This window comes from Asticcacaulis benevestitus DSM 16100 = ATCC BAA-896 (assembly GCF_000376105.1).
Classification (GTDB): domain Bacteria; phylum Pseudomonadota; class Alphaproteobacteria; order Caulobacterales; family Caulobacteraceae; genus Asticcacaulis; species Asticcacaulis benevestitus.
The window spans coordinates 1-23,668 of record NZ_AQWM01000025.1 but is presented as its reverse complement, the minus strand read 5'-3'; the positions used below and the strand labels follow the sequence as shown (position 1 = coordinate 23,668).

General features: G+C 59.3%; 25 protein-coding genes. 14 read left to right on the top strand and 11 right to left on the bottom strand.

Translation table 11 applies throughout. From position 1 onward, the window contains the following. The first annotated feature begins 10 nt into the window (after positions 1-10). Together B060_RS0117890 and B060_RS0117885 are read left to right on the top strand one after the other, a co-directional pair. Positions 11-1,057, top strand: a complete 1,047-nt coding sequence (locus B060_RS0117890) for a glycoside hydrolase family 5 protein (RefSeq protein WP_018083176.1) — start codon at positions 11-13, stop codon at positions 1,055-1,057. A gap of 23 nt (positions 1,058-1,080) precedes the next feature. Further along, positions 1,081-1,368, top strand: a complete 288-nt coding sequence (locus B060_RS0117885) for a hypothetical protein (protein WP_026172946.1) — start codon at positions 1,081-1,083, stop codon at positions 1,366-1,368. A 102-nt stretch (positions 1,369-1,470) separates the two neighbouring features. Here B060_RS0117885 and purD read toward each other — a convergent pair whose 3' ends face one another. Genes purD through B060_RS0117865 form a run of 4 tightly spaced genes read right to left on the bottom strand, consistent with a single transcriptional unit; the run spans position 1,471 to position 5,752 of the window. Then, on the bottom strand, positions 1,471-2,748 hold the full coding sequence (gene purD, locus B060_RS0117880) for a phosphoribosylamine--glycine ligase (protein ID WP_018083174.1): 1,278 nt from the start codon (positions 2,746-2,748) through the stop codon (positions 1,471-1,473). 42 nt (positions 2,749-2,790) lie between these two features. Continuing rightward, positions 2,791-3,087 (bottom strand): transcriptional regulator, encoded by a 297-nt coding sequence (locus tag B060_RS0117875; RefSeq protein ID WP_018083173.1) that lies wholly within the window; start codon positions 3,085-3,087, stop codon positions 2,791-2,793. Further along, on the bottom strand, positions 3,084-3,677 hold the full coding sequence (locus B060_RS0117870) for a hypothetical protein (RefSeq protein WP_155847900.1): 594 nt from the start codon (positions 3,675-3,677) through the stop codon (positions 3,084-3,086). The genes B060_RS0117875 and B060_RS0117870 overlap by 4 nt, the downstream gene beginning before the upstream one ends. Positions 3,678-3,688: 11 nt before the next feature. Continuing rightward, positions 3,689-5,752: an ATP-binding protein gene (locus B060_RS0117865; protein WP_155847899.1), complete on the bottom strand. Its 2,064-nt coding sequence runs from the start codon at positions 5,750-5,752 to the stop codon at positions 3,689-3,691. 154 nt (positions 5,753-5,906) lie between these two features. Between B060_RS0117865 and xseA the strand changes: the two genes are divergently transcribed. The 6 genes from xseA to B060_RS0117835 all read left to right on the top strand — a co-directional run bounded on the left by xseA (position 5,907) and on the right by B060_RS0117835 (position 11,661). Continuing rightward, positions 5,907-7,523 carry an exodeoxyribonuclease VII large subunit gene (gene xseA, locus B060_RS0117860; RefSeq protein WP_018083170.1) on the top strand — a complete coding sequence of 539 codons (1,617 nt, stop codon included), beginning with the start codon at positions 5,907-5,909 and terminating at the stop codon, positions 7,521-7,523. Between the two features lie 45 nt (positions 7,524-7,568). Continuing rightward, positions 7,569-7,784: a DUF2093 domain-containing protein gene (locus B060_RS0117855; RefSeq protein WP_018083169.1), complete on the top strand. Its 216-nt coding sequence runs from the start codon at positions 7,569-7,571 to the stop codon at positions 7,782-7,784. Beyond that, positions 7,781-8,629, top strand: a complete 849-nt coding sequence (locus tag B060_RS0117850; protein WP_018083168.1) for a M23 family metallopeptidase — start codon at positions 7,781-7,783, stop codon at positions 8,627-8,629. Before B060_RS0117855 ends, B060_RS0117850 begins: the two co-directional genes overlap by 4 nt. A 164-nt stretch (positions 8,630-8,793) precedes the next feature. Further along, the gene (locus tag B060_RS0117845) at positions 8,794-9,288 is read left to right on the top strand and encodes a response regulator (RefSeq protein WP_018083167.1); all 495 of its coding nucleotides are present in this window, start codon (positions 8,794-8,796) and stop codon (positions 9,286-9,288) included. 115 nt (positions 9,289-9,403) lie between these two features. Further along, positions 9,404-10,690, top strand: a complete 1,287-nt coding sequence (gene tipF / locus B060_RS0117840) for a flagella assembly cyclic-di-GMP phosphodiesterase TipF (RefSeq protein WP_018083166.1) — start codon at positions 9,404-9,406, stop codon at positions 10,688-10,690. A gap of 95 nt (positions 10,691-10,785) precedes the next feature. Next, positions 10,786-11,661 (top strand): TIGR01459 family HAD-type hydrolase, encoded by an 876-nt coding sequence (locus B060_RS0117835; protein ID WP_018083165.1) that lies wholly within the window; start codon positions 10,786-10,788, stop codon positions 11,659-11,661. Here the strand turns inward: B060_RS0117835 and B060_RS0117830 are convergent, their stop codons facing one another. The 3 genes from B060_RS0117830 to B060_RS0117820 all read right to left on the bottom strand — a co-directional run bounded on the left by B060_RS0117830 (position 11,662) and on the right by B060_RS0117820 (position 13,654). After that, entirely contained in the window at positions 11,662-12,123 is a 462-nt protein-coding gene (locus tag B060_RS0117830; RefSeq protein WP_018083164.1) for a GNAT family N-acetyltransferase, read from the bottom strand. Positions 12,124-12,262: 139 nt separating this feature from the next. After that, a complete protein-coding gene (locus B060_RS0117825; RefSeq protein ID WP_018083163.1) occupies positions 12,263-13,237 on the bottom strand; it encodes a protein phosphatase CheZ in 975 nt (324 codons plus the stop codon). Between the two features lie 30 nt (positions 13,238-13,267). Beyond that, on the bottom strand, positions 13,268-13,654 hold the full coding sequence (locus tag B060_RS0117820) for a response regulator (protein ID WP_018083162.1): 387 nt from the start codon (positions 13,652-13,654) through the stop codon (positions 13,268-13,270). Positions 13,655-13,971: 317 nt separating this feature from the next. Here B060_RS0117820 and B060_RS0117815 point away from each other — a divergent pair, with 317 nt between their 5' ends. Beyond that, positions 13,972-14,397 (top strand): MaoC family dehydratase, encoded by a 426-nt coding sequence (locus B060_RS0117815; RefSeq protein ID WP_018083161.1) that lies wholly within the window; start codon positions 13,972-13,974, stop codon positions 14,395-14,397. Positions 14,398-14,401: 4 nt separating this feature from the next. Next, positions 14,402-15,376, top strand: coding sequence for a riboflavin biosynthesis protein RibF (ribF, locus tag B060_RS0117810; protein ID WP_018083160.1), 975 nt, complete (start codon positions 14,402-14,404; stop codon positions 15,374-15,376). Here ribF and B060_RS0117805 read toward each other — a convergent pair. The 3 genes from B060_RS0117805 to B060_RS0117795 are packed head-to-tail and all read right to left on the bottom strand — an operon-like array spanning position 15,373 to position 17,569. Then, positions 15,373-15,726 carry a hypothetical protein gene (locus B060_RS0117805; protein WP_018083159.1) on the bottom strand — a complete coding sequence of 118 codons (354 nt, stop codon included), beginning with the start codon at positions 15,724-15,726 and terminating at the stop codon, positions 15,373-15,375. The two genes, ribF and B060_RS0117805, sit on opposite strands and share 4 nt — an antisense overlap. Positions 15,727-15,783: 57 nt before the next feature. Beyond that, complete coding sequence (locus tag B060_RS0117800) at positions 15,784-16,401, bottom strand: GyrI-like domain-containing protein (RefSeq protein WP_018083158.1); 618 nt, start codon at positions 16,399-16,401, stop codon at positions 15,784-15,786. Between the two features lie 58 nt (positions 16,402-16,459). Continuing rightward, entirely contained in the window at positions 16,460-17,569 is a 1,110-nt protein-coding gene (locus B060_RS0117795) for a PQQ-dependent sugar dehydrogenase (protein ID WP_018083157.1), read from the bottom strand. Positions 17,570-17,926: 357 nt separating this feature from the next. On the opposite strand from B060_RS0117795, the gene ileS reads away from it, so the two are divergent. The 4 genes from ileS to B060_RS0117775 all read left to right on the top strand — a co-directional run bounded on the left by ileS (position 17,927) and on the right by B060_RS0117775 (position 22,922). Beyond that, entirely contained in the window at positions 17,927-20,869 is a 2,943-nt protein-coding gene (gene ileS, locus B060_RS0117790; RefSeq protein WP_018083156.1) for an isoleucine--tRNA ligase, read from the top strand. Further along, the gene (lspA, locus tag B060_RS0117785) at positions 20,859-21,404 is read left to right on the top strand and encodes a signal peptidase II (RefSeq protein WP_018083155.1); all 546 of its coding nucleotides are present in this window, start codon (positions 20,859-20,861) and stop codon (positions 21,402-21,404) included. The genes ileS and lspA overlap by 11 nt, the downstream gene beginning before the upstream one ends. 84 nt (positions 21,405-21,488) lie before the next feature. Continuing rightward, on the top strand, positions 21,489-22,049 hold the full coding sequence (locus tag B060_RS0117780) for a DUF3035 domain-containing protein (RefSeq protein WP_026172945.1): 561 nt from the start codon (positions 21,489-21,491) through the stop codon (positions 22,047-22,049). A 93-nt stretch (positions 22,050-22,142) separates the two neighbouring features. After that, positions 22,143-22,922: a methyltransferase gene (locus tag B060_RS0117775; RefSeq protein ID WP_244874639.1), complete on the top strand. Its 780-nt coding sequence runs from the start codon at positions 22,143-22,145 to the stop codon at positions 22,920-22,922. 237 nt (positions 22,923-23,159) lie between these two features. On the opposite strand, the gene B060_RS25085 is transcribed toward B060_RS0117775, so the two are convergent. Beyond that, positions 23,160-23,552, bottom strand: a complete 393-nt coding sequence (locus B060_RS25085; protein WP_157405622.1) for a transposase — start codon at positions 23,550-23,552, stop codon at positions 23,160-23,162. Positions 23,553-23,668 lie beyond the last annotated feature (116 nt).

Sequence of the window (23,668 nt, the reverse complement as noted above, 5' to 3'; positions counted from 1 at the left end):
GAGATGATATATGTTCAAACCCATGACGGGCCTTCGGTTGGCGTTTGCCCTGATGGCCGGTGCGGCAGGCCTGGCCTCAGCCGCTCACGCTGAAAGCCCCAAGCCCTTTGTCGAGATTTCGGCCGCCGAACAGGTGGCGAACATGGGCGCCGGTGTCAACATCATCGGAGGTTACGATGCCTTCTGGGAAGGTGGCCAAACCAAGTTCCACCTGAGCGATTTCGCCAAGGTGCATGAGGCCGGTTTCTCGACCGTTCGCATTCCATTGTTTGCTTTCAAGCACCTGCAGCCCGATGGTCATCTGGACGCCGCCTACCTCAAACGTATCGATGACGTGGTTCAGGCGGCGCTGGCCAGCGATCTCAACGTCATCCTTGATGAGCACGACTTCGAGTTCTGCGCCAAGGATGCCGATGCCTGCGCCACCAATCTGACCAATGTCTGGTACGAGTTGTCAGAGCGCTACAGAAATGCGCCGAACAAGGTCATTTTTGAACTGCTCAACGAACCGAACGGCCAGGTGGATGACAAGATCTGGAACGCCTGGCTGGTCGATCTGATAGCGATCATCCGCGAAACCAATCCGACCCGTAATGTCATCGTCGGGCCAACGCACTGGAACAGCCGCGACGATCTGGCGCTGCTCAAACTGCCAGCGGAAGATAAACACCTGATCGTCACCTTCCACTATTACGACCCCTTCCCTTTCACGCACCAGGGCGCAAGCTGGGCGCCTAAGAACATTCAGGACACCAAGGGCGTACGCTGGACCGGCAAGCCGGAAGAAGTGGCCGCCATCGACGCGGATTTCGACAAGGTGCAGGCGTGGGCGCAGGCCGCCAACCGACCGATTTTTCTGGGCGAATACGGCGCCTACGATAAGCACGGCAAGCTTGAGGACCGTGCCGTCTGGACCGCCTCGGTGACGAAGGCGGCCCACAAACGCGGCTTCGCTACCGCTTACTGGTATTGGGATGGCGGTTTCGCTGTCTATGATGTAGATAAGCAGAAATGGATCAAACCGATCCTCGAAGCCCTGATTCAAAAGAGTAAATAATGGTCGCTAAGGCGAAACGAGCCATGGAAGACGTCGCGAAGGTCGACGGCGTCGCGTACCGCTGGCATATCCACCGTGAACCGCAATGGGCCACGGTGGATGGCGCCAAGGGATTGTGCATCTCGGTGCAGCGTGAGGAAAACCCGCAAAAGGTGCTGCTGCTGGAATATCCGTTCCCGAAGCCCAGCCGCCATGCCCAGCGCCCGAAGGTCAACAAGCAGGACGTGGCCATTCAGATCGGCAAGGCCATCGCGGATGGCTGGGAGCCGGAATCACGCGGAAAACCTTTTACCTATATGGTCGAAGGCTAAACGTAACGGCCGGTGCCATCGAGTAGCAGAAGCGGAGCGACGCAGGTAGGATGGATACCCGCTAGAGACGTCGTCACACGCTAACCGGCCAAAGACAGCGATTTACAAAGCGCGCCAGGCGATATCGGTGCGATAAAAGCCGCCCGGCCAGTCGATCTTGCCGATCGCGGCGTAGGCCTTATCGCGCGCGTCCTGCAAGGTCTTGCCACGCGCGCAGATGTTCAGCACGCGCCCGCCGGCCGCGCGCAAAGAACCGTCCTCGGCGCGGCTGGTGCCGGCGTGGAACACGGTGACATCGTCGCCGAAATCCTGCTCGGCGCCACGGATGATCGACCCCGTCAGAGGGCTGTCCGGATAGCCCTTGGCGGCATAGACCACACAGACCGCCGGTTCGTCATGCCATTCCGGTGCCGGCATGTTTTTGAGGCCACCCTTGGCCGCCGCCAGAAGATAGGGCACGATGTCGCTTTTAAGCCGCAGCATCAGCACCTGACATTCCGGATCGCCGAAGCGGGCATTGTATTCCACCAGACGAGGCTTGCCGTTTTCGATCATCAGGCCGGGATAGAGCACGCCCTTAAAGGGGTTGCCCTCGGCCTTCATCCCCGCCATGGTTGGATCAAGAATCTCTTTCTGCGTAATATCCAGTAAGGCCTTGGTCACGATAGGCGCCGGCGAATAGGTGCCCATGCCGCCGGTATTGGGGCCGGTATCGCCGTCGAAAGCGCGCTTGTGATCCTGCGCCCAGCCGAAGAGCATGGCGGTTTCGCCGTCACAGATAGCGAAGACCGAAGCCTCCTCGCCGGTCATGAATTCCTCGATGACGATGTTCGAACTGGCCGGACCATAACGGCCGCCCAGCATGGCCTCGATCTCGGCCACGGCGTCCTGATAATCCGGCGAGATCGCAACGCCCTTGCCGGCGGCGAGACCATCGGCCTTGATGACATAGGGCGGGCTGTAGGTTTTGAGGAATTCGCGCGCCTCAGCGACGTTATCGAAGGTTTCCGACGCTGAGGTGGGGATATTGTGGCGCTTGCAGAAATCCTTGGTGAAGGCCTTGGAGGCCTCAAGCTGCGCCGCCTGTTTCTTCGGACCGAAACAAGGAATATTGACCACGGCCAGGGCATCGGCCAAACCCTCTGCCAGGGCATTTTCGGGACCGACCACGACCAGATCGGCCTTGATGTCCCGCGCCAGACCGACCAGGCCGGCCACGTCCGTCGCCTTGATATTATGGCACTCTATGTCTTTGGCGCCTAAAGCCGCCATGCCCGGATTGCCCGGCGCGATGACCAGTTTGTCGCAAAGCGGCGATTGCACGATTTTCCAAGCGAGGGCGTGTTCGCGGCCGCCCGAACCGATCAGCAGAATGTTCATGGCCCAAGCCCCTACTCAATTCCGGGGCAAAAAGCCATAATTTTATCCGACAATTCCGGCCAAACGCGTCAGTTCAGCAATATGTTTGGTGAAGACTATGCGCCCCTCAGCGGTCAAGGACAGCCAGGTGCGCTGCCGCCCCTCGCGTGCCGCCTTCTTGACCACGATATAGCCGGCCTCTTCCAGCAGCTTGATGTGCTTGGACATCACAGAGTCCGAGACACCAATGGCTTCGCGGATCGCCGAGAATTCCGCGGCATCGGCCGTGGCCAGTATGCCGCAGATTTGCAGTCGCCCCGGCGCATGGATCACCGCATCAAAGTGGGGAACCACAGTCATCCTTGCAGCCCCACTTCACGGCGGAGCAGATACCGCCACAGGCGCGCCCCGGCCAGGGCCACGATAAAACTCAAGCCCCCGGCAAGATAAGGAACCAGTGGCGCATTATGGAGGCGCGCCGCCCAAACCGTAATGAAAAGCAAGGGCAGCATGGCCGCGCCTATGCCTATCGCCGCCCACCGCGCCCGCTTTGGGGTCAAGCCGCTGATCCAAATGCCGTGCTTGCGCGCCCATAACTTGGCCAGAACAACCAGCCCCGCCAGAGCCAAACCTTCAATCAAAAATGGATAGGGCAGCGGGAGGCCATATCCCCCGACCATCACGGCCGCCAGGGCCGAATAGGTCAGGTCATAAGTCCAGCTATGGCGCGAAAACCCATCCGCCATAATGGCTTGGGAGGCCCGCACAGAGGCCAGCAATTCGGCGGGGGATAAATCGGTTTTAGGTTCAATTTCAGAATTTGGCATGATGCAGATCCTCGCTTTCCATATTGGAAACTTAATCTCGACTTTCCAAATCGTCAAGTCATAATTTTCCAAATTGGAAAGTGAGGTTTTTGCGACCGGGTTCCGGTCAAGCCGAAAAATCATAAAAACTTAAATTAGCCCGCCAGCCGGTGCGAGATAAACGTGCCTTCGAGACAATCGCGCAGGATGGCGAAAAACTGCGGCATGTCGATCGGCTTGCTCAGCACATGGGTAAAGCCCTGCCCGCGCGTGTCGTCTGAAAGCTTGGTCTGGGCGGCGGCGCTGAGCGCCACAATGGCGGTTTCCGCGTTGAGGCCGCCCTGTTCGCGCAGACAGCGCGTGGCGGCAATACCGTCGAGCACAGGCATCTGGATGTCCATGAAGATCAGGTCGAACTTGATGGTTTCGCAGATTTCAAGCGCTGCCTCGCCATCGCCAACCTCATGAATCTCCAGGCCTGAATCGGTGAGCAACAGACGGATCAGTTCGCGGTTGATCGGATGATCATCGACGATCAGCACCTTGCGGTCTTCAAGGAAAAACGGCTTGAGATCGAGCGCGGCCGTAACCGCTTTAGGCGCTTTGGCAATGGCGACCGGAATCTCGAACCAGAAGCACGAGCCCTCGCCCAGAACCGATGTTACACCGATCTCGCCCTGCATCAGTTTGCAGATTTCGTAGCAGATCGACAGGCCAAGCCCCGAACCACCGTGCTTGCGGTTGATGCTGTTGTCGATCTGGTTGAAGCGCGTGAACAGACGGGCCTGCTGATCGGCCGCAATACCGGGACCGCTGTCCCGGACCTCGACACGCAGCCGGCCCGTCTTATCCATCTCCACCGACAGGGTGACGGCGCCGTCATGGGTGAATTTACAGGCGTTACCGATCAGATTGTACAGCACCTGACGCAGACGCGCCTCATCGAGCATCAGCCAGTCCGGCGTGCGTGCGTCATAGGCGAGGCTCAGGGTGATGTTGCGGCTTTCACCCAGCACGGCGAACTGGTCGATGATATCCGAGGCCAGGCTGCGCAGATCCGTTGGCTGCGGCGTCAGCTTGACCTGCCCGGCCTCCAGCTTCGAGAAGTCGAGAATATCGGTGATCAGGCTGAGCAGCGCCTCGCCAGCCTTATTGATACGGCCGACATAGTGTCTGGCATCGCTTGGCATTTCCGGCACGCCATTGAGCAGGGTGGCGTAGCCGAGGATCGTTGTCAGCGGCGTGCGGATCTCATGGCTCATATTCGACAGGAAGTCCGACTTGGCAAGCACGAAAGCCTCCGCATGCTCCTTGGCGGCAAGCAAGGTTTCCTGCAGATGCACCTGTTCGGTGACGTCCTGCAGGATGCCGAAAATGAACTCAGGCGCGCAGTTTTCGTCCATCTCGACGCCGCCTTTGGAATAGACGATGCGCTCCTCGCCATCGGCACGGATCAGGCGATGCTGGAAGGTGAAATCCTCCCCGTTTGCCATGGCCTGACGGACGCAACGCTCGACCGCCTCACGATCCTCGGGATGGAACAGCGCGATCGAGGTTTCAAGCTGCGGCTGATAGCTGACCCGGTTCAGGCCATGAATGGCGTAGACACCGCGAGACCAGAAACAGGCACCACTCTTGGCGTTGATATGCCAGTAACCGACACCGGCCACCTCTTCCATCAGTTCGAGCTTGCGCTGGGTTTCCTGAAGCTTCCGGATCGTGGCCTTGCGGATCGCCGCCCCTTTGCGCATCGCCAGCATAGCCGCCACGGTATCAGCCAGTTTTCGCAGGCGGCCAATCTTTATGGCGTCAAAATCGTCACGCGGTTGCGTGTCAATAATACTGAATGTGCCGATCAGGGCGCCTTCGTGGCGCAAGGGAGCGCCGGCATAAAAACGTATGTGCGGCGTGCGCGTCACAAACGGATTGGCCATAAAGCGTGCATCAGACGTCGCGTCAGGGATAACCATCACATCGCCGCGCTTCAACACGTGATCGCAGAAGGAAACCTTGGCCGGCACCGAGGTCATATCCAGGCCGACCGAGGCGATAAAGGTATGCGTATCCCCTTCGGCCAGCGAAATCAGGGCGATCGGCGCCTCGAAGATATCAGCGGCCAGCGTGACAAGATGACCAAAGCCGGAATCCGGTTCGGCATCAAGGCTTTCCGGCTGATGAAAGGCAGCGTGGCGGCTGACTTCCAGGTCCGAGGATGGCATAAGCTGGCGCATCGGCTCTGTTCTACACGGGCACTAAAAGGCTCACCCTAAGTTGGGGGCGCTAAGGAAAGCCTAACGATCGCGTAAAAATAAGTTTACACCTCTGTTTTGGCATGAAGGCTGGCCGCAGGCGCAAATTTCGCTAAACTGAGGCATGGCCGACGATCTGCTTCCCCCCGAATCAACCAACGCTCAAAGTAATGCCGCCGCCTATTCGGTGTCCGAACTGGCCGGCGCGCTCAAACGCACGCTCGAAACCACCTATGATCACGTCCGCCTGCGCGGCGAGGTGTCCAAGGTGACGCGCCACGCCTCAGGCCACGTCTATCTGACCATCAAGGACGACAAGGCCGCCATCGACGGCGTTATCTGGAAGGGCAATGTCAGTCGCCTGCAAGCCCAGCCGGAGCACGGCCTTGAGGTCATCGTCACCGGCAAGATCACCACGTTCCCGGCGTCATCGAAATACCAGATCGTCATCGAGGCCATGGAGGTCGCCGGCGTCGGCGCCTTGCTGGCCCAGCTCGATCGCATCAAGAAAAAACTCCACGCCGAGGGCCTCTTCGATCCGGCACTTAAAAAAGCCCTCCCCTACGCGCCAAGAACCATCGGCGTCATCACCTCGCCCACCGGCGCGGTCATCCGAGATATCCTCCATCGTATTCGCGACCGCTGGCCGTGCCGCGTTATCGTCTGGCCGGTTGTGGTGCAGGGCGAGACCGCCGCGCCTCAGGTGATCCATGCCTTGCGCGGTTTTCACACCGATCCCGCTCTTCCGCGTCCCGATGTCATCATCGTGGCGCGCGGCGGCGGTTCGGTCGAAGATCTGTGGGCCTTCAACAATGAAGACCTCGCCCGCACCGTCCATGCCTGCACCATTCCGATCATTTCGGCCGTCGGGCACGAAACCGACACCACCTTGATCGACTATGTCAGCGACCGGCGCGCCCCCACCCCCACCGGCGCGGCTGAAATGGCTACGCCTGTGCTGGGCGAATTGCGCGCCTTCACCGCTGATCTCGAACGCCGCCGTCAGGGCACCATGGCGCGTCTGTTAGAGACCCGCCGCGAACGTCTGACCATGCTGGCGCGCGCCCTGCCCAAGCCGCTCGACCTGATCGACTCTGCCCAGCAACGTCTGGATTATGTAGCGCACCGTCTCGGCGGCGGCCTGCTGCAAAACCTCAACCTGCACCAGACCGCCTATGTTCGCGTCTCCGGCCGCTTTTCGCCCGGTCTGCTGGAGCGGCCGCGTCAGCTCAAACACACACAACTGGCACAATTGGCGCATCGCCTCGATCTGGCCGTGGCGCGCCGTGTCACCCTGGCCGAAAGCCACGCGCGCCTGCCGAGCCTGACCACGCGTATGGACGCCGCGCTCACACGCACCGTTACGCGCAGCGGCGAACGCCTGCCCGAGCTTGCCAAACGCCTTGGCGAGGCCATGACGCGCACCCTTTCTCAGCGCACAGAGCAGTTGAAGCGACTGGAGCAACTGCGCGTCAGTCTCGATCCGGATCGTCCGCTCAATACCGGCTTCGCCCGCGTCAACCGCGCCGATGGCGCGCTGGTCACCTCTCCCGCCGGCATTGCACCGGGCGAGGCGCTGGTTCTGACCTTCAAGAACCACGAAACCCTGGGCGTCATCGCCCATGGCGATGGCCCGCCGCCCGTGGCTGCCCGATCAGAAGCGCCGAAACCCCATCCGTCCCATAAACCCGCCTCTGCCAAGCCTAAACCGCCATCACCGGATCAGGGCAGCCTGTTTTAAGTCGGTGCCCTTGATCGTGGGGCATCATCGGATTATGTTGCCGTCATGAATATGCACACGCCCTCTCCCTTGCCCGGCCAGGCCATCATCCATTACGGCGATGGCGACTACACGCTCATGCGCCCCGGCAAGTTTGTGATCTGCGCCGTTTCCGGCAAGCAGATCCCGCTCGAAGCGCTGAAATACTGGGACCCGCGCACGCAGGAAGCCTATGCCGGTCCCGAAGAAGCGACCCAGGCCTGGAAAAGACGGAACCCGTGATATCCAAAGGGCTGAACCGCCGTTCCGTGCTGAGTTTGAGCGCTGGCGCGGCGCTTGGCTTTCTGGCGCGGCCGGCCTTTTCGGCTGACCTGCCCTTTCGTCTGCGCGGCCGTTTCGAGCAAAGCGGCTATGCTGTGGGTCAGGCGGATCCTGACGCCGAGCTATGGCTGAACGGGACATTACGCGGCCATACCTCGCCGGAAGGCTGGTTCTATATCGGCATCGACCGCGACGGTGTATCGCCCTACCGTATCGAGATACGCACACCCGCCGGCAGCGACAGTTTCGACCTGGCTTTCACCCCGCGCCTCTATGATGTGCAGCGCGTCGATGGCCTGCCCCCGGAAACAGTCACCCCCACAGCCCCGGAAGTGCTGGAACGCATCAAGCGCGATTCGGCCCTTAAGGCCGAAGCCTTCGCCAGCCGCGACACCGATGACACCTTCAAGGGCGGCTTTATCTATCCGCTCAAGAACTTCATTGTGTCTGGCCAGTTCGGTAATCAGCGCGTCCTCAATGGCGTACCGAAAAGCCCGCATTATGGCTTCGACATGGCCGCCCCCATCGGCACGCCTATCTATGCGCCGCAAGGCGGATTGGTGGTACTGGCTGAGCCGGATCTGTTTTACGAAGGCGGCCTGACCTTTATCGACCATGGTCTGGGCGTCATATCGATGTACCTGCATCAGTCCAATGTGCTGGTGCAGAAGGGCGACCGTGTTGTGCAAGGGCAATTGCTCGGTCTCGTCGGCGCCAAGGGCCGCGCCACCGGCCCGCACCTGTGCTGGCGACTCAAATGGGGCGATTTCCATATGGACCCCAGTTTCATGGTCACAAGCGTTTAGCGATATTTCCACATCGGTGTTACCTAATATCCGCTCTGTCGGAAATATCCCCGAAATATCAATGTTCGCTTTTAAAAGATTTGGACATTTCGCATAACAGCTCTATGCGTTCGCCATAACAACCCGGGCGTAAGGCTCGCATCTATTCAAACTGCATCTGAACCATGGCTGACTACAGTAGTCTGAAAATTCTGCTGATTGAGGATAATCAGCATATGCGGTCCATCGTGGCCGCCATCCTGAAAGGCACCGGCATCCGTAATGTCCGCGAGGCCCGCGATGGCGCCGAAGGACTCGATATGCTGCGTCAGTTTCCAGCCGATATTGCCCTTGTCGATTTCAACATGGACCCGATTGATGGCGTCGAGTTCACCAAGATGCTGCGCAACGCCCCCGATTCGTCGAACCCCTACCTGCCCGTGGTCATGATCACAGGCCATTCGGAGCGTTCGCGCGTCATTCAGGCCCGTGATGCCGGCGTCAACGAGTTCGTGGTCAAACCGCTGACAGCCCGCGCCTTGCTCGGACGGCTCGATTCGGTCATCATGCGGCCCCGCCCCTACATCCGGTGCAAGACCTATTTCGGCCCGGATCGCCGCCGGACGTCCGACCAACACTATCCCGGCCCGTTCCGCCGGAATACCGACGGCGTTATTTAGATCTGCCCGTTAATATCTGTTTACAAGTGTTAACAGCCCCTTTCCGGGTCTCCTGAATCATTCCATAGTCAATGTGTGATTCTGCGTGCCGCTTTTGGCGTATCTGGGACCTCCAATGGGCAAATTTGTTCCGGCCATCCTTGTCGTGACCTACATTCTGATCAGCGCGAGCGTCGCCGCGATGATCTTCCGTGGTGGTTCGGATGGCGGCACGGCGATTGCGGCCCTCGCCGGCACGCTGGGCTGCTGCCTTGCTTTTCACGCCTATGCCTCGCAGCAGATGGCTGAACGCCGCATCATCCGCGATGTCGAGAATGTGCGTGACGCCCACCGCCTGATGGTCGATGCCATCGATTCCACGCAAAAAGACATGATCGAACTGGCCGATCGCGTGCAGAACCAGCGCACCTCACGGTCCGAGGAACTGACCTCGGAAGTGAAGATGCTGGAAGATCTGGTCATGAAGCTCGGTGAAAGCATCGAAGACCGCATGAACGAGTGGAAATCCGGCCCCGTTGTGGTGCCGCTGCGCGGCTCGCCCGCAATGAACCACAAAGAAGCGCAGGCCCTGGCGCTGATCGAGACCATCCGCGAAGCCCTGACGCAAAACCGGGTCGATCTCTATCTCCAGCCGGTCGTCTCGCTGCCCCAGCGCAAGACCATCTTCTATGAATCGTTTTCGCGCCTGCGCGATGTCACCGGCCGTGTCTTGATGCCCGCCGAATACCTGACCGTGGCCGACGCCGAAGGTCTGGTGCCGAGCATTGACAACCTTTTGCTGTTCCGCTGCGTGCAGATCGTGCGCCGCCTGGCCAAGCAGGACCGCCGCATCGGCATCTTCTGCAATATATCCCTGACGAGCCTGCGTGACGAGACCTTCTTCCCGCAGTTCCTGGAATTCCTCAATGAAAACCGTGATCTCGCCGGTTCGCTGATTTTTGAACTGGGTCAGGACGCCTTTGCCACCCGCGCTTCGGTTGAGGCGCGCAACATGGCCAAGCTGGCCGATCTCGGCTTCCGCTTCTCGATCGACAAGGTGACGACCATCGATTTCGACCTGCAGGATCTGCACCGTTCTGACGTGCGCTACGTCAAGGTTGGCGCTAATCTGCTGCTCGAACAACTGCTGGACGTCGAAGGCAAGCCCACGCTCAAGTTCCTCAAGGACATCCACGCCGGTGACTATGCCGGCCTGCTGGCGCGCTATGGCATTGAGGTTATCGCTGAAAAGGTCGAGAACGAGCGTCAGGTCGTCGATATTCTCGACATCGAGATCGGGTATGCGCAGGGTCATCTGTTCGGCGAACCGCGCGCCATCAAGGAACAGGTTCTGGCAGAAACCGACCCACCTGCAGGCTTCGTCAAATCGACCATGCCGCAGCAAGGCCGCCGCCGAGCCTGATAGGCTTTAATGCGCTCACACTGACTTTCTGCCTTTCCCTCGTCACACGCAGCCGATAAGGAAGGCCGAACCGCCGCGTAACCTATGTGAGTCTGATGAGCCATCCTGAACTGCTGAACGGTCTTTTTGACATTGCCGAACATTACGACGCCATCTTCTGCGATATCTGGGGCGTCCTTCACAATGGTCGTCAGCACTTCCCGCCCGCCTATGAAGCCCTGCGCAAGTTCAAGGCCGAGCGCGGCCCGGTCATCCTGATCTCCAATTCGCCACGTCCCCGCGAAAGCCTTATCGAACAATTGGCCAGCCTCGGCATCATGGATGATGCCTTCTCCGACGTCATTTCCTCCGGCGACGCCACCCGCGAATATCTCAAGAAATTCGCACCGCAAGGCTCTGCCTGGAAGGTTGGTCCCGAGCGTGACAGCGTCATCTACGAAGGCATAGATATCGACCTGTCAGGCACGCCCCAAACGGCGACCTTTATCTCCTGCACCGGGCCGTTCGACGACGAAAACGATACGCTCGACCAGTATCAGCATGCCTTCACCCTCGCCGCCCAGCGCAAGATCGTGATGATCTGCGCCAATCCGGACAAGGTGGTGCAGCGCGGTGACAAGATCATCATGTGCGCGGGCTCGCTGGCTGATCTTTACGCCTCTCTTGGCGGCCCGGTGATTATGGCCGGCAAGCCCTATGCGCCCATCTATGAGCTTTGCTATCAGTCCCTGGAAAAAATCACCGGCAAGTCGCACGACAAGACGCGCATTGTCGCCATCGGCGATGGCCTGCCGACAGATGTTCTGGGCGCGAATGGTCAGGGCCTCGACCTCATCTTTATAGCCGCGGGCATCCATGCGCTTGAGGCCACCAATGCCCAGGGCGTGCTGGATCCGCTGTTGCTCAAGGCCGTTCTCGATACCCAGATGGCCAATGCCAAATACGTGGCTGACGCCCTGCGCTGGAAATAGTCACGACGTCTTGCGATAGACAATAAAGCCAGAACGCTCGGCGACCTTGTCATATAGCTTCTGCGCCGTGCGGTTGTTCATATGGGTGTGCCAGTAGAGGCGCGCCGTACCGGCCGCCTGAGCCGCCTCGCTGACGGCTGAGATCAGCCGGCGGGCTATGCCCTGTCCGCGCCATGCCGGCACCGTAAACAGGTCTTGCAGGTAACAGCTTGGCTCGATCGCAGAGGTCGAGCGATGAAACAGGTAATGCGCCAGCCCGACCATTTCAGAACCGCTCAGGCAGACCAGAGCATGAACCGGCTCGGCCGCATCGAAGAAACGCGCCCATGTCATGTCGGTCACGCTTTCCGGCAAGGCGGTGCCATCCTTGCGGCCATAGAAGGCGTTGTAGGCGTCCCATAGCGGCCGCCAGTTTTGATAATCTTCCGGCCTTATCGGCCGCACGATATATGTCTCTGTCATAAGGACAACTTAAGCAAAAAAGCTTGGCACGTGGAACGAAAAAACGCGGCGACCACACTGGCCACCGCGCTTCTTCACCATCGCAATCTTTAGCATTCTGCCTTCTTGATGAGGCTCGAAATGTCTTTGCTGCTTATGCTTAATCGAACAGGGCGTCGATATCGTCCTGCGAATTTGTCTTACCCATATCCTCTTCGGGGATATCGAACATCGAGTCGATATCGTCCTGCGAGTTGCCGGCGGCTTCCTGGGGCGCAGGGGCCGGGGCTGGAGCCGGCTTGGGAGCCGGTGCGGGTTCAGGCGCTTTAGCGACCGGTGCGGGCGCCGGGGCTGGCTTAGGCGCCGGAGCGGGTTCAGGCGCCTTGGCAACAGGTGCCGGAGCCGGAGCCGGAGCAGGTGCCTTGTCGGCCAGGGCATCGGCCTTGATCGGGGCTTCAAAGGCCGGCGCCTCATCAAACATGGCGTCGATGGCGTCCTGCTTGGTTTCCGGACCACCAATGGCGGGACCGTTGAGCAACAGATCGTGGGCCCGCTTCTCTTCAGCCGTCATTTCACGGGGCGAACCGTCTTCGATTCCCAGAGTGTTGGCCAAACGACCAACGCGCTCTTCGATCTGCTTCAAAACATTGACGACCTTCGACACGCGCTGGCCAGTGATGTCCTGGAACGAGCAGGCCTCAAAAATCTTCATGACCTCATCATCGACCGCGGCCTTGTAAGCCTTCGGATCGTCGCCAAAGTCCTTGACGGAAAAGCCCAACATCGCCTCGGCGCAGTTCATGATATTGTGGGTGGCGTTTTCGGTATCGCGGGTAATGGCTTCAAGTTCCGCGCCGGCGGTCGGAATACGTTCCTGCGAAATATCATGCGGACGCATGTCGCGGATTTCTTCCTTTGCCTTGGCGATATAGCCGGCGATGATGCTGAATTCGTCCGAGCGGCGCTTATCGAGCTGCTGGAAGAAGCCGCGCATCAGGGCGACGAGCGCCTCGGATTGCTGCATCAGATTGATGAGCTTGGGCTCAAGCTCGCCGGCCATGGCGGCTTCGAACCCGCCGGCACCGTGGCTGTCATCACCTTGAGACTCTGGCGTTTTTGATGCTGGCAGGGCCATGATAATCCTACTTAATACGAATGGACAGGCTTAGAAGTCGCCGAGAACGGCGGTGATCTTTTGCTTGAGAGTCGCGGCGTTGAAAGGCTTAACAATGTAATTGTTAACACCAGCTTTCTTGGCCGCAATGACGTTTTCCGTCTTGCTTTCGGCGGTGACCATGATGAAGGGCGTGCGCTTCAGAACATCATCTGCGCGAACCTTCAACAACAGCTCATAGCCGGTCATTGGTTCCATGTTCCAGTCGGAGATGACCAGTCCATAAGAACTCTTTTTCATTTTATCGAGCGCCTCGGTACCATCCGAAGCTTCTTCGACGTTTTCAAATCCCAACTGCTTAAGCAGATTGGAAATAATCCTCAGCATGGTCTTATAGTCATCAACTACCAAGACCGGCATGGACATATCGATGGCCATGTAACGCCCCACTTTTTCTAAGCGAACCTTGCAATACGCAGGCTCTTGTTTCAAGACCGGTCCAGAATAGCTTGCAGACGATAAAATCAGGTTAAGAGCGATTTCATTTTTTATTCAATAAATTCAATCATTTATCCTATATTAACCATCATTTATGGTGAAAATAGCGCTGAAATCTCTATTATTTGTGCCGAAGCGGGACGATTCTATCGTTTGGCGCTTGCCTGTTTATCCCGCCCGGCCGCGGTTGAAGCAAAATCAATAGGTCCCGGGATTTGCCCTTGGCAGCCTTCGTCCCATCCATTAGACCTCACATCATGACCAACGCCTTCTATCTTGACGAACTGTCGATCGACCAGACCGCCGCCCGGGTCTTTATGGTGGATGACGCCGCCATCCGCGCCTTCGCCGATGTCTCGACCGACCATAACCCCGTCCATGTCGATGAGGCCTTTGCCAGCGCCTCGCCCTTCAAGGGCCGCATCGCCCACGGCATGTTACTCGGCGCCTATATCTCGGCCACCCTGGCCTCCGACCTGCCAGGCCGAGGAGCGATCTATGTCTCGCAGACGCTCGATTTCAAGCGCGCCGTCAGACCCGGCGATGAAGCGACAGTAGAACTGACCATCAAGGCCATCGACCTAAAATCCGGCCATGTCACGCTCTCGACCCTTGTCAAAGTGCGCAACAAGACCATGTTGAGCGGAACCGCTGTGGTTATCGCCCCTAAGAGACCTGCATAAGTCTGTGACCGTTCTCCTGCCTCGCTCCATCAAGGTCATCACGCTTGGCGTGGCAGCAGACCAAAGTCTTGAGGCCGATACGCCTCTGCCCGTTGGCGCCAGCGCCGCAATCGGCAGTTTCGACGGGGTGCATATAGGCCATCAGCATGTGATCGAATCGGCTATCCGCGCTGCAAAAGCCAAGGGCATGCCCTCGGCGGTCATCTGTTTCGATCCGCATCCGCAAAGCTTCTTCCACAAGGACGGCAAGGCCTTCCGCCTGATGCAGCTTTCGCAACAACTGCGTGCTTTCGAGGCCTTGGGGGTCGACTATGCGTTTGTGCTGACCTTCGATGCCCATCTGTCATCGCTCTCTGCCGAAGACTTCGCCCGCCTGATTCTGCGTGACTATCTCAAACTAAGCCACGTCTCGGCCGGTTTCGACTTCCAGTTCGGCAAGCGCGGCGGCGGCCATGCCAAGGATCTCGTGGCGTTTGGTGATCAGCTTGGCTTCACCACCGACATCCTGCCATGTCAGACCGATGCCGAAGGCCACAAGCTGTCGTCTTCCGCTGTGCGCGATGCGCTGCTGTCCGGTGATGCGCCCCTGGCGACGGAGATTCTCGGCCGCCCGCAGGCCTATCTCGGCGAGGTCATCCATGGCGCCAAGCAGGGCCGCACGATCGATTTTCCCACCCTCAACCTGACGCTGGGTGATTATCTGCGCCCGCGTTACGGCATCTATGTCACCCAGACCGCCCTGCCCGATGGCCGCGTGATCAATGGCGTCAGCAATATCGGCGTCCGCCCGACGGTCGGCGGCGATATCGAACTGCTCGAAACCTATCTGTTCGATTTCAGCGAAGAGGTTTATGGCCAGGTGGTCGAGACCCGCCTACTCGATTTCATTCGTCCGGAAGCCAAGTTCGATTCGTTCGATGAGATGAAGATCGCCATCCAGGGCGATGCGGCCAAGGCGCGGGCCTATTTCCAAGCTTAACCGGTACAGCTTTCGCCCGCATGGGTCAGGCTGTCGAGATCGAGACGTCGCATGGCGGCCGTATCGCGCGGACGTGGCGGTTCAGGCTCGCTGAAATTATCGATCAGTGTGCGCCCCATGGCGTCAACATGGCTGATATAGACGTCCCACTGCGTCATCACAACGGGATCGGCGCCCCGTTTGCGCAAGGCCGCCATGTCTTTGGCCTTCTTAGCGGCACGAACCCGCAGTTCCAGGCCAATAGCGGTGCAATGGGAACGAATGGCCGCATCGGCGTTACTCCCTAGTCGGCTGACCAGCGCTACCGCCAGAGTCATCACCACCACGCCACTGATCCACTTGATACGCATAACACTCCGCCGCTACGGCGGGCAAAATGCCGTCCCTTTCCGGGCAAGTCCAGTGCTCTAACGTTTTTTTACCGGCTGACGCAGGATGGTTTTCAACTTTTCCGGCGCCGTCTTGCGTGGATCGCTGAGATAGATTTCGTGATGCTTGCCGGTTTCGATCAGACCCTGTGCCGGCAGCCACTCTTCATGCAGCCGCTGTAAAACCGGCCCTTCATCATCGTAAGGCCCTACGTGCAGAATCTGCGCGCTCAGGCCTTCATCCAGCCGTTCCAGCCGCACCTTTTCCAGCCCCGGCAAGCCTTTTTTCATCACCACCTCGCTGAGCGCGGCGCACAGGTGGCTCTTCTCGATCCAGTCCGGCTGCAGAATCATCATGGTCCACGACCATTTCGATTTGTCGCGCGTGACGAAGGTTTTCATGTCCCTGGCCCACCACAGCCCTTCCAGCGGCCCGACGACATAATCGCGGTCAAAGGCGCGCTTGCTCATGAATTTGAGCGTGTAGGACAAGGAATACAGCGCCTCGATGGCCTGGGCATATGCCGGCGCGGTGTTGGGATCGCCCGCGCCATCGAACATCAGATAGTGCAGCGACGGCACCTCGATCAGCGCAAAGTCCTTCGACGTGGCGCTATACAGCGACTTATATTCCGTTTTCAGATCGATCTTGCTCAATTCCGGTCTCCTGTTTTGAGCAGAATAACCGGCCTGATGCCAAAATCTGCCAGCAGGATCAGGCTTTCGGCGAAAGCTTGAGCAACCGCCCGTCACCATCCTCCAGCAGATAGATATCACCGTCAGGCCCCTGCTCGACTTCGCGCAGGCGCTCCATCGGCCACTGATCGCCCTTGGTGGCCTTGTCGCCATCGAGATGGACGCGGATCAGGGCCTGCCCCGAAAGCGCCGTGATGAACATGTCGCCCTGCCATTTCGGGAATTTTTTGCCTGTATAGATCAGCATGGAAGACGGCGAGATCGACGGGTTCCACCACACCTTCGGCGCCTCGAATTCCGGCCGCGTCGAATGATCCGGAATATCGGTGTCGTCATAGTCGCTGCCGTTGGAAACGATCGGCCAGCCATAGTTCTTGCCGGCCACGATCAGATTGACCTCGTCGCCGCCCTGCGGTCCCATCTCGTTTTCCCACAAACGGCCGTCCTTGTCGAAACCGAGCCCATACAGATTGCGGTGACCATAGCTCCAGATTTCCGCCGACTGCCCGCCCTTGCCGGCGAAGGGATTGCCCGGTGCCGGTTTGCCATCGGGCAAAAGGCGCAGCACCTTGCCGAGATTGACGGTCAGATCCTGCGCGGGCGTCTTTTTCTGCCGTTCTCCTGAGGTGACATAGAGATATTTGCCATCTGGCGAGAACAGCAGGCGGTGCGAGAAGTGCCCGTCGCCTTCCACCTTGGTCTGCCGCCAGATGACCTCAAGTCCTTCAAGGCGCGGCTTGGCCGCATCGAGCGTCAGTTTGCCGCGACCGACCACGGCGCCGCTGAGGCTGCCTTCGCCTTTTTCGACCCAGCTCAGATAGATCATGCCCGATTGCGCGAAATCCGGCGCCAGAGCCACATCGCCGAAACCGCCCTGGCCTTCCTCGAGCACCTTGGGCGCACCGGCCACGTCCCTGATGGTCTTGCCGGACAGCCATTTCAGCTTGCCAGCCTTTTCAGTGATGAGCGCGTCGCCACCGGGCAGAAAGACCATCGCCCAGGGCTGATCGAAGCGCGCCACCTCGGTGACGGTGAAGGGCGTGGCGCCCGATTCCGCGAGTGTTTGCGCCTGACAGGCGCCGGCGGTCAGGGCCAGCAGGGCGAGACTGAGAACGGGTATGGCTTTCATGGGGCGCTTCCTTGGCTGTTTTATGAGCGCAGGCTAGTTCGGAGCCACCGGCAAAGTCAATGCGGCTTTGTGTTTGCAAAAAGCCACTTTATCCTATTTTTGCGTTACAGCCTTGAACGATGAGGTTAAATCGGTTCAAGGCTGTAAATCTTTGTGACGCCTTATGTTTTTCCCAAAAGTGGCATCCACTTTTTGGCATAAGGCTCTAGGCAAGTTTGGGACGCTCTGTTAAAGCCAGAACCATGTTGATGTCAGGCTTGCAAATCATACGAATTTGAGGCCCAGCGCAGGATCGCCTGTGCTGGGAATAAACGTGCCTGCCCCATTACCGACATCTTTTTATAAGACCTGAGAGTCATGCCCGAATTCGAAAATGCCCCTGCGGCCCGCGATTACCGCGAAACCGTCTTCCTGCCCGAAACCGAATTTCCCATGCGTGCCGGCCTGCCCAAGGCCGAGCCCGAAATGCTGAAAAAGTGGGATGAGGCCGATCTATATCATGGCGTTCGCAAGGCCCGTCAGGCCGCGGGTAGCCCCCTGTTCGTGCTGCACGACGGCCCGCCCTACGCCAACGGCAATATCCACATAGGCCATGCCCTCAACAAGATCCTCAAGGATTTTGTCGTGCGCTCGAAGTTCCTGACCGGCCATGACGTCGACTACGTACCGGGCTGGGATTGCCACGGCCTGCCGATCGAATGGAAGATCGAAGAGGAATTCAGGGCCAAGGGCCGCAAGAAGGACGAGGTGCCCGCCGCCGAGTTCCGCAAGGCCTGCCGCGAATACGCCGCAAAATGGATCGAGAGCCAGCGCGACGAATTCAAGCGACTGGGCGTGCTTGGCGAATGGCAGAACCGTTACGCCACGATGGATTTCACCACCGAAGCCAAGGTGACGTCTGAGTTCCACAAGTTCCTGATGTCGGGTCAGCTCTATCGCGGTTCCAAGCCGGTGATGTGGTCGCCGGTTGAGCGCACAGCGCTGGCCGACGCCGAGATCGAATACCATCCGCATGTCAGCCCGACCATCTGGGTCAGGTTCCCGATCCAGACCGGCGACTGGGCGGAAGCCACCGAAGCCTTCGATAATCTGAAAGATGCCTCGGTCGTTATCTGGACGACGACGCCATGGACGATCCCCGCCAACCGCGCCGTCAGCTTCAATCCCAAGGTCGCCTACTTCGTCTATGAAGTGACGGCCGTGAAGTCCGAGGAAGAGCTGGGGTTCGCGCCGTGGGTCAAGGCTGGTGACAAGCTGGTGCTGGCCGAAAAGCTGGCCGAAGGCGTGCTGCAGGCCGCCAACGCCACTGCCTGGAAACAGGTCATCGATGTGCCGCCGGACGTTTTGGGCGGCCTCAAGCTGTCACACCCGCTGGCCACGCTGGATTCGGGCTACGGCTTCGACGTGCCGATGCTGGCCGGCGATCACGTCACCGACGATGCCGGCACCGGCTTTGTCCATACCGCACCGGGCCATGGCGCCGACGACTACCTTGTCTGGCTGAAATCGGGCCGCTCGCTCGATTCGATCCCCGATACGGTCGATCCCGACGGCGCCTACTATTCGCACGTGCCGCTCTTTGCCGGCATGAAGGTGCTGGAAACCGAAGGCAAGAAGGCCGGCAAGTTTGGCGAGGCCAATGGCGCGGTCATGACGAAGCTGATCGAGACCGGCAATCTGCTGGCGCGCGGCCGGGTCGAGCACTCCTATCCGCACTCGTGGCGCTCGAAAGCTCCGGTCATCTTCCGCAACACGCCACAGTGGTTTATCCGCATGGATGGCGATGAATCTCTGAGAGATAAGGCGATGGCCGCCATCGCCGCCACCGCCTTCTATCCCGATCAGGGCCGCAACCGTATCGGCGGCATGGTCGAGACGCGCCCGGACTGGCTGATCAGCCGCCAGCGCAACTGGGGCACCCCCCTGGCCATGTTTGTCGACAAGAAGACCGGCGAACCGCTGAAGGACGAAGCCGTCAACGAGCGCATCATCAAGATGATCGCTGATGGCGGTGCCGATGCGTGGTTCACCCGACCCGATGCCGATTTCCTCGGCAACGGCTATAACCCGGATGATTACGAGAAGGTCACCGACATCCTCGACGTCTGGTTCGATTCCGGCTGCACCCACGCCTTCACCATCGAAGGCCGTGCGGATAGCCACTGGCCCGCCGATCTCTATCTCGAAGGCTCCGACCAGCACCGCGGCTGGTTCCAGTCAAGCTTGCTGGAATCCTGCGGCACGCGCGGCCGCGCGCCTTATAACGCCGTCCTGACCCACGGTTTCGTTCTCGACGAACAGGGTGAGAAGATGTCGAAGTCCAAGGGCAATGTCGTGGCCCCGCAGGATATCGCCAAGGAATCCGGTGTCGAAATCCTGCGTCTGTGGGTCGCCTTCGCCGACTATTCCGAAGACCTGCGCATCGGCAAACAGATCATCCAGACCACGGTTGACGCCTATCGCAAGCTGCGCAACACCGTGCGCTACCTGCTGGGGGCACTCAACGGCTACAGCGAGGCCGAAGCGGTCGATTACGCTGACCTGCCGTCACTGGAGCGCTATATCCTCAATGAGGTTTATTCGCTCGATGCCAAGGTGCGCGCTGCCTACGAGGTCTATGATTTCGCCGCCGTGGTTCGCCCGGTCGCCGATTTCTGCATCCAGACGCTTTCCGCGCTCTATTTCGATATCCGCAAGGACAGCCTCTATTGCGACGCGCCCTCGTCGCTGAAACGCCGCGCCTGCCGCACCGCCATGAACATCCTGTTCGAGCGCATCACCCTGTGGCTGGCGCCGATTATGACCTTCACCATGGAAGAAGCCTGGTCTTCACGTAGCCCGAACGACAAGGCCAATCTGTTCCGCGTGCTCGAAGCCGCGCCGGACGTCTGGCACAATGTCGCCGAAGGCGACCGCTGGGCCAAGATCGAGACGGTTCTTTCGGTCGTCACCGCAGCCCTCGAAGACAAGCGCCGTGACAAGGTGATCGGCTCGGCGCTCGAAGCCGCGCCGAGGGTCTATCTCGCCGATGGCGCCGCCTTTGAGGCCTTCGAAGACATTGACGCCGCCGAAGTGTTCCGCACGTCACAGGCGAGTGTTACCACCGATTCGCCGCCGGCCCACGCCTTTACGCTCGAAGGCCTGCCGATGATCGCGGTCGAATTCGCGCTCGCCGAAGGGCAAAAGTGCCAGAGATCGTGGCGCATCCTGCCGGAGGTTGGCACGGATTCGCGTTACCCCGATCTGTCCCTGCGCGATGCCGAGGCTGTGGCCCTGTGGGACCAAACCCATGCCGGATAACCTGATGCAGAAACTGCGCACCCATTTCACGCCGCTTTACAGCCCGCTTGGCCTGCAAGGCATCCTTCTGGCGCTGGTCGTGCTGGTGCTCGATCAGGCCAGCAAGCTTTGGATTTTATTCGGCCTGCGCCTGGAGGAGATACAGCACGTCAATATTTTGCCGTTCTTTTCCTTCACCATGGTTCATAACAAAGGCATCAGCTTCGGACTTCTGACTTTGGAAGGCCCTGGCCGGTGGCTTTTGGTGCTGTTTCAGTTCGGCATGGCCGCGGTCATTGTCGATTTCTTGCGTAACCAGAAAAACCCGTTGGCCGCTTTGAGCCTCGGTCTGATCATGGGTGGCGCTCTGGGTAACGGCATCGATCGGGCGCGGCTGGGCTATGTGGTAGATTTTCTTGACTTTTCCGGGACGCATATCTTCCCGTGGGTCTTTAATGTCGCCGATAGCGCCATCTGCATCGGGGTGGCCCTGCTCGTGTGGTATTTCATCCGCGCGGACATGACAACCAAGGACAAAGATGCCGGTCAGGCGTAAAGCGCTTGGCAGGTATGTAGAAAACAAGTATCACTTCACGGTCCCGCATGGTTAAAATGTCGGATGGGGAATTTGGAGCAAATGATGAAGTCGGTTAAGATCGCGGCGGGTTTGATGATTTTGGCGGGTGTAGCCTTGTCGGGCTGCTCGTCCACCAAGAACGCGCTCGGCCTGAATAAGGTTGTGCCCGACGAATTCCGCGTGGTCACCAAGGCGCCGCTGGTCGTGCCGCCCGATTACGCCCTGCGTCCGCCCGCACCCGGTGAGCCCCGTCCGCAGGAACTGCAACCCGATAGCGCCGCCCGTCAGGCCCTGCTCGGCCAGCGCGACGCCACCAACCGCAGCGCCGGTGAAGCCGCCCTTGTGGCCCGCATGGGCGCCGATAAGGCCGACCCGCTGGCCCGCTACGTGGTTGACGATCAATTCGGCGATCTGGCTTACAAGGAGCCTTCTTTCGCCGACAAGGTGATGTTCTGGAAAAAGAAGGACGACACCACGGCCGCCTCCACCAATGCCAGCCTGGGCAACCAGTCGACGCCGGTAGATGCCACTTCCGAAGCCGAGCGCGTCAAGGCTCTGGTCGGCACGCAGCCGATCATCATCACGCAAAAGCCGGATCGCAAGTTCAAGCTTCCCGGTCTCTAGGTTACTGAGAATTTACTTGTGAGATATGTGAAAAAGGCGTTCTTTCTGAGCGCCTTTTTTCTTTGGCCAATAATCAATTTCGGGAGAAATACCATGGTATCGCAGCGTATCCTCTGTCTCGCCCTGGCGCTGTCCTTCGGCGCCTTATCCGGCGCCGCCATGGCCGAAACCGCGCCTGAATGTGCGCCCGGCGCCACGCTCGACACCCGTGTCGAGGCCGTGCTGGCCAAGACCGACCGTCCCGCCAATCAGCGCGATAACGACGCTCACCGCCTGAGTGAAACACGCTTTGTACTGTCTCACGTCAAACCGGGCGATCATGTCCTCGATATGGGCGCCGGCCAGGGCTACGCCTCGATGCTGCTATCATCGGCGGTGTGCTCCGGTCAGGTTGATTCGCAGAACCCTCAGGGCTGGGTCGATGGCTACAAGATGGGGCCGGCGCGTGATGCCATGGCCGCCGCGCGTCCCAATGTGCATTTGCTGACCGCCGATTTCGGCAAGATCCCGACGCCCGCTGTGCCTTACGATGTCATCTTTATCGGCACAGTCTACCACGACACCTACAATGAAAAGGGCCACGATGCCCTGATGCTCGACAAGGCCTTGTTGGCGGCGCTCAAGCCGGGCGGCCTTGTTATCGTGACCGACCACGCCACCGTGGCCGGCGCAGGAACCACCGCCACAAACAGCCTGCACCGCATTGAAAAGGCGAGTGTTCTGGCCGATTTCAAGGCGGCGGGTTTTGAACTGGTTGAGGATAGCAAGGCTCTTGCCAATCCGGCCGATGACCATACAAAGATCGTGTTTGATCCGCAGGTCCGCGGCAAGACCGATCGCATGGCCCTGGTTTTCAAACGTCCGCTTCTGTAACGGGCCACTTAAAGTCAATCCCTTTTGAGCCATTTCCGATCGCCGGCTTCGTGCTTCTGTCCGCAGTCATCTCTGAGAGCGCTGCTTGATGGTGTAGGAAAAAGGCTCGGCCGACCAATCTTTAGGTCGCAGTCCTATTCGGCTGCGAGCGGACGTGCGGTCTGACCGATCCTCGCGTCCCGGCGAAGGGACCTGGCTCAGGCCGAGGATGGTAGAGCGGCCTGAGGGTGTAATATGTCAGGCCATGGCAGCCCTTTCTGTTTGGGTAGCCGCAAAGTCCTGCCCATTGCGGAGCATGGCATGCATGATGACGCCGAGCTTCCTGGCCAAGGCGACCTTGGCCTTTTTTAGGCCCGAGCGCGTGGCAATCGCTGTCGCCCACGCTTTCAGGCGTATGGCTTTGCTGGGCCGGATCATGATTGTGTTCGCCGCCTCGTAAAGAGCTGTGCGTACGCTGGCATCCCCCGTCTTTGAGATGCGGCCGGTGTAGTCTGTTTCTCCTGACTGATACTTTCGCGGGGTCAGTCCGAAGTGTGGACCAATGTCGCGTGACNAGGAGAACCGCTCGGCTTGGTCGATAGCAGATACAAAAGTCAGCGAGGTTANNGGGCCGACGCCGGGTATGGTCATCAGTCGACACNTTCGCTGGTCGGCCTTTGCCATAGCTAGAACCTTTCGATGGAGAAGGTTGAACTGCTCCAGAAGGGCCTGTCGGGCGTCGAGTATTGACCTGGCGATCTGCGTCA

Excerpts from the sequence above, each read along its gene's own strand:
- B060_RS0117890 (WP_018083176.1), top strand. The coding sequence starts at position 11 with ATGTTCAAACCCATGACGGGCCTTCGGTTGGCGTTTGCCCTGATGGCC.
- B060_RS0117885 (WP_026172946.1), top strand. The coding sequence starts at position 1,081 with ATGGAAGACGTCGCGAAGGTCGACGGCGTCGCGTACCGCTGGCATATC.
- purD (WP_018083174.1), bottom strand. The coding sequence starts at position 2,748 with ATGAACATTCTGCTGATCGGTTCGGGCGGCCGCGAACACGCCCTCGCT.
- B060_RS0117875 (WP_018083173.1), bottom strand. The coding sequence starts at position 3,087 with ATGACTGTGGTTCCCCACTTTGATGCGGTGATCCATGCGCCGGGGCGA.
- B060_RS0117870 (WP_155847900.1), bottom strand. The coding sequence starts at position 3,677 with ATGATTTTTCGGCTTGACCGGAACCCGGTCGCAAAAACCTCACTTTCC.
- B060_RS0117865 (WP_155847899.1), bottom strand. The coding sequence starts at position 5,752 with ATGCCATCCTCGGACCTGGAAGTCAGCCGCCACGCTGCCTTTCATCAG.
- xseA (WP_018083170.1), top strand. The coding sequence starts at position 5,907 with ATGGCCGACGATCTGCTTCCCCCCGAATCAACCAACGCTCAAAGTAAT.
- B060_RS0117855 (WP_018083169.1), top strand. The coding sequence starts at position 7,569 with ATGAATATGCACACGCCCTCTCCCTTGCCCGGCCAGGCCATCATCCAT.
- B060_RS0117845 (WP_018083167.1), top strand. The coding sequence starts at position 8,794 with ATGGCTGACTACAGTAGTCTGAAAATTCTGCTGATTGAGGATAATCAG.
- tipF (WP_018083166.1), top strand. The coding sequence starts at position 9,404 with ATGGGCAAATTTGTTCCGGCCATCCTTGTCGTGACCTACATTCTGATC.
- B060_RS0117835 (WP_018083165.1), top strand. The coding sequence starts at position 10,786 with ATGAGCCATCCTGAACTGCTGAACGGTCTTTTTGACATTGCCGAACAT.
- B060_RS0117830 (WP_018083164.1), bottom strand. The coding sequence starts at position 12,123 with ATGACAGAGACATATATCGTGCGGCCGATAAGGCCGGAAGATTATCAA.
- B060_RS0117825 (WP_018083163.1), bottom strand. The coding sequence starts at position 13,237 with ATGGCCCTGCCAGCATCAAAAACGCCAGAGTCTCAAGGTGATGACAGC.
- B060_RS0117820 (WP_018083162.1), bottom strand. The coding sequence starts at position 13,654 with ATGGCCATCGATATGTCCATGCCGGTCTTGGTAGTTGATGACTATAAG.
- B060_RS0117815 (WP_018083161.1), top strand. The coding sequence starts at position 13,972 with ATGACCAACGCCTTCTATCTTGACGAACTGTCGATCGACCAGACCGCC.
- B060_RS0117805 (WP_018083159.1), bottom strand. The coding sequence starts at position 15,726 with ATGCGTATCAAGTGGATCAGTGGCGTGGTGGTGATGACTCTGGCGGTA.
- B060_RS0117795 (WP_018083157.1), bottom strand. The coding sequence starts at position 17,569 with ATGAAAGCCATACCCGTTCTCAGTCTCGCCCTGCTGGCCCTGACCGCC.
- ileS (WP_018083156.1), top strand. The coding sequence starts at position 17,927 with ATGCCCGAATTCGAAAATGCCCCTGCGGCCCGCGATTACCGCGAAACC.
- lspA (WP_018083155.1), top strand. The coding sequence starts at position 20,859 with ATGCCGGATAACCTGATGCAGAAACTGCGCACCCATTTCACGCCGCTT.
- B060_RS0117780 (WP_026172945.1), top strand. The coding sequence starts at position 21,489 with ATGAAGTCGGTTAAGATCGCGGCGGGTTTGATGATTTTGGCGGGTGTA.
- B060_RS0117775 (WP_244874639.1), top strand. The coding sequence starts at position 22,143 with ATGGTATCGCAGCGTATCCTCTGTCTCGCCCTGGCGCTGTCCTTCGGC.